The sequence below is a fragment of the Dietzia sp. HMSC21D01 genome (genome assembly GCF_001815995.1).
GTDB lineage: Bacteria > Actinomycetota > Actinomycetes > Mycobacteriales > Mycobacteriaceae > Dietzia > Dietzia cinnamea.
On the sequence record NZ_KV823675.1, the window covers coordinates 8,074 to 11,756 of the forward strand.

The window sequence follows — 3,683 nt, forward strand, 5'->3', positions numbered from 1 at the left end:
CCGCCTCCGGCGAACCGGAGGCGGGCCCTCGGGGGTGCGTGAGTACTCACGCGGTCGACTCAGCCCTGGCGGGCCTTGAACCGGGGATCCTTCTTGTTGATCACGTAGGTCTTGCCGCGACGACGGACAACCTGGGCGCCCGGCTTGTTCTTCAGCGACCGAAGGGACTTGCGGACCTTCATGTGGCGCTCCTTAGGCTCTCGGGGCGGCCGCGATGGCCGCCGACACGACTGGGAATCACTGTGCGACACGTCCGACCACGGGGTCGGATGTACGACACACAACTGGTCCATCGTAACGGACCACCCGGCAAGAACTCCAACCGGCGAGGGACCGCACCACGGACCGCGCACTGATGTCACGTGGACGTCACACGCGGTTCCTAAGCTGACCGCATGAACCAGACGCCACCCGACTCCAGTGCGCTGCGCGCCTCCATCATCGCCGAACTCGGCGTGCGGCCCGACATCGACCCCGCCGAGGAGGTCGAGACGCGGGTCGCCTTCCTCGTCGACTACCTGCGCTCCACACCCGCCTCCGGCTTCGTCCTGGGCATCAGCGGCGGTCAGGACTCGACGCTCGCGGGGCGACTGTGTCAGCTCGCGGCCGAACGCCTCCGCGAGGAGGGGATGGAACAGGCCCGGTTCATCGCGATGCGCCTTCCGTACGGCGTACAGGCCGACGAGGCCGACGCGCAGATAGCCCTGGAGTTCATCCGCCCGGACGCGTCCCTGACGGTGGATGTCCGTGCAGCGTCCGACGCCGCCGCCGAGGCCGCATCCACGGCCCTGGCGGCACTCCCCGACCAGGCGGGTCCGCTCCGGGACTTCGTCCGCGGCAACGTCAAGGCGCGTGAGCGGATGATCGCCCAGTACGCCGTGGCCGGGCAGGTGAACCACCTCGTCGTCGGCACCGATCACGCCGCCGAGGCGGTGACCGGCTTCTTCACCAAGTACGGCGACGGCGGCGTCGACCTGACCCCCCTGACCGGTCTCACCAAGCGCCAGGGCGCCGCGCTCCTGCGCCACCTCGGCGCGCCCGAGTCCACCTGGCGCAAGGTGCCCACCGCCGACCTGGAGGACGACAGGCCCGGTCTGCCCGACGAGGACGCGCTCGGCGTCACCTACGCGCAGATCGACGACTACCTCGAGGGGCGCGAGGGGGTCCCGGCCGACGCCGCCGCCCGCATCGAGTCCCTGTTCCTCGCCTCGCGGCACAAGCGCACCGTCCCCGCCACGCCGCTCGACACGTGGTGGCACTGACCGGCGCGGTGCCGCTGATCGCTCACCCCAACAGCGACCACACCGTCTCCAGCGCCTCCGCCGTACCGGGCACGTCGAAGGCCTGCGAGGTGAACACCGCCGCGGACCGGCCGGCGCGGCGGTCGACGTAGCCGATCGTGCCCAGTCCCCCGGCCCAGCCCGCCGTCCCGTCGGGGCGGACCTCGACCTGGAACCCGTAACCGCACCCGGGCTCCAGGAACCCCTCGGCGGATGCCCGCTGGTGCTCGGTGAGGTGGTCGGAGGTCATCAGCCGCACGCTCTCCGCGTCGAGGAGCGGGCCGCCGTCGACGAGCACGTCCAGGACCGCGAGATAGTCGCGCACCGTCCCGGCGAGACCGCAGGCGAGCGAGTCGAACACCGGTCGGCCCGTGAACCTGGCCGCGGTGTCCACCGGCGCCACCCGACCGTCGGGCCCGAGTCCGTACGTGACGACCAGGCGGTCCGCATCGGCCGTGAACCCGGTGTCGGCCAGACCGAGGGGCCCGGTGACGTGTTCGGCGACCAACTCCCCCACCGACGCGCCTGTGGCGCGGGCGAGAAGGACTCCGAGGATGTCACTGCACGTGTGGTACCACCACCCGCCGCCCGGCTGTCCGGCGAACGGGAGCTCGGCGAGCCTGCGCAGGTACTCCCCCGGCGGGACGGCCGGTGCGTACGGGCCGGGCGCGACCCCTCGGGCGGCCATGGCCTCGCCCAGGTCGGGGTTGCGTACCGGCCACCCGACGCCGGCGGTCATCGTGAGCAGGTCCCGGACCGTGACAGGTCTGTCAGCCGGCACCGTCCGGTCCAGCAGCCCGTCGGGTTCGGCCAGCACCCGCGGCCCCGCGAGCTCGGGCAGCTGCGCGTCCACCGGATCGTCGAGGGCGATAACGCCACGCTCCACGAGCCGCATCGCGAGGAGGCCCGCGATCGGTTTGGTGTTGGAGGACAGCGGGAACACCGCATCCTCGGGCATCGCGGGCCCGCCCATGGACCGCGTACCGCCCGCGGCGAGCCGAGAGCGTCCGTCCTGCCGGACGCCGCAGACGTACCCGATCAGCCGGCCGGCGTCGACGAGCTCGTCGAGCACGGCGGTGATCTCCCGCGGCTCCGCCATGTACCGACCCTACGTCCGCGCGCACCGCCGCGGAAGACGGCGAAATGACGAGATCCCGGGCGATCGTCTCCGACCTCCCGGGATCTCGTCCTCGGTGGAGCTAAGGGGACTCGAACCCCTGACCCCCACACTGCCAGTGTGGTGCGCTACCAGCTGCGCCATAGCCCCGTATCCATTTCTCTGCCGTTCCCCTCTCGGTGACCGGCCCGACTTAAGTTACACCACCACGGTCCGGCCTTCCAAATCGGCCCCGGCCCCACCGGAAAAGGCGAGGCCGGGGCACGAAAACGGTGGGCGCGTGGCCCGCGGGACCGCAGAGGATCAGGCGACGATCTCCTGCAGCCAGGCGGCGTTCGCGAGGTCCACGACCTCACCTTCGAACGCGACGGTCGGGGTCGACACGCGATCGGTGATCTCCCGGATGGTCTGCTGGGCGTTGTCCGCACTGTCGGAGGCCTTGTCCATGCCGCCGTTGGTCTCCACGTTGCCGATGCACTCGACCGTGTCCGGGTTCGCACCGGCCTCCTCGGCGATCCCGGCGAGTTCCTGCGCCGAGAGGTCGCCGCCACCCTCGGTGGGCTGCTGGGCGAAGAAGGCGTTCTTGACGTCGAAGAACACGGGCAGGGAGTCCTTCGCCGCGACGCACTGGACGGCCGCCAGGGCGCGCGTGGAGTACTCGCCCGACCCCGACTGGCCGTTGAGGAAGTTGAGGGTGTGGAACTCGACCCGCAGATCCCCGGCCTCGACGGCCTCGGAGATGGACTCGCCGTACTGCGCCTCGAAAGAGCCGCAGGCGGGGCACATGTAGTCCTCCCAGACCTGGATGGTCGGGGCGTCCTGCTGGCCCACGATCACCACGCCGGTGTCCGTGATTTCGATCTGCTCGTCGGCGGTCTCACCGAACGTGATGGGGTTGGCCTCGCCGCCCCTCTGGGCCATCCAGACCACTCCACCGAGGACTACCACCGCGACCGCGATGAGCGCGACGACGGTGATGATCATCCCGTTGTTGGACTTGGTCTGCAGCACTTTGGTGCTCTTGTTGGGCTTGGCGTTCACGTGTCCGCGGGCCTTTCTCTACTGGGAGACCGTCGACCCCTTCCGGGTGACCGGCACTAGGGAGAGGGTACCGAAGCCTTGGTCACCGACCCCCTGGGTGCACGTGCGCCGGCACCGTCAGCGATACAGACGAAGCTCTTGTGGTGTCGAACACGTGGACGTAGAATAGAACACGTATTCGACATGGTCGCGGGGCGGCCGCGCGGTCAACCACAGGGGGTGGGGCATGGACGGTGATTCCGAGC

The 3,683-nt window shown here is 70.2% G+C and carries 4 protein-coding genes and 1 tRNA gene; 1 reads left to right on the forward strand and 4 read right to left on the reverse strand.

Going from position 1 to position 3,683, the window contains the following annotated elements; genetic code table 11:
* Positions 1-59: 59 nt before the first annotated feature.
* A complete protein-coding gene (ykgO, locus tag HMPREF3086_RS01820) occupies positions 60-182 on the reverse strand; it encodes a type B 50S ribosomal protein L36 (protein ID WP_007626209.1) in 123 nt (40 codons plus the stop codon).
* Between the two features lie 213 nt (positions 183-395).
* Here ykgO and nadE point away from each other — a divergent pair, with 213 nt between their 5' ends.
* Positions 396-1,262, forward strand: coding sequence for an ammonia-dependent NAD(+) synthetase (nadE, locus tag HMPREF3086_RS01825; protein WP_061229604.1), 867 nt, complete (start codon positions 396-398; stop codon positions 1,260-1,262).
* Positions 1,263-1,284: 22 nt separating this feature from the next.
* Here nadE and HMPREF3086_RS01830 read toward each other — a convergent pair whose 3' ends face one another.
* The 3 genes from HMPREF3086_RS01830 to HMPREF3086_RS01840 all read right to left on the reverse strand — a co-directional run bounded on the left by HMPREF3086_RS01830 (position 1,285) and on the right by HMPREF3086_RS01840 (position 3,438).
* Positions 1,285-2,379: a serine hydrolase domain-containing protein gene (locus HMPREF3086_RS01830; protein WP_061229603.1), complete on the reverse strand. Its 1,095-nt coding sequence runs from the start codon at positions 2,377-2,379 to the stop codon at positions 1,285-1,287.
* A gap of 95 nt (positions 2,380-2,474) precedes the next feature.
* Positions 2,475-2,547, reverse strand: a tRNA-Ala gene (locus tag HMPREF3086_RS01835).
* Between the two features lie 153 nt (positions 2,548-2,700).
* Positions 2,701-3,438, reverse strand: coding sequence for a DsbA family protein (locus tag HMPREF3086_RS01840; protein WP_082767804.1), 738 nt, complete (start codon positions 3,436-3,438; stop codon positions 2,701-2,703).
* Positions 3,439-3,683: the final 245 nt, after the last annotated feature.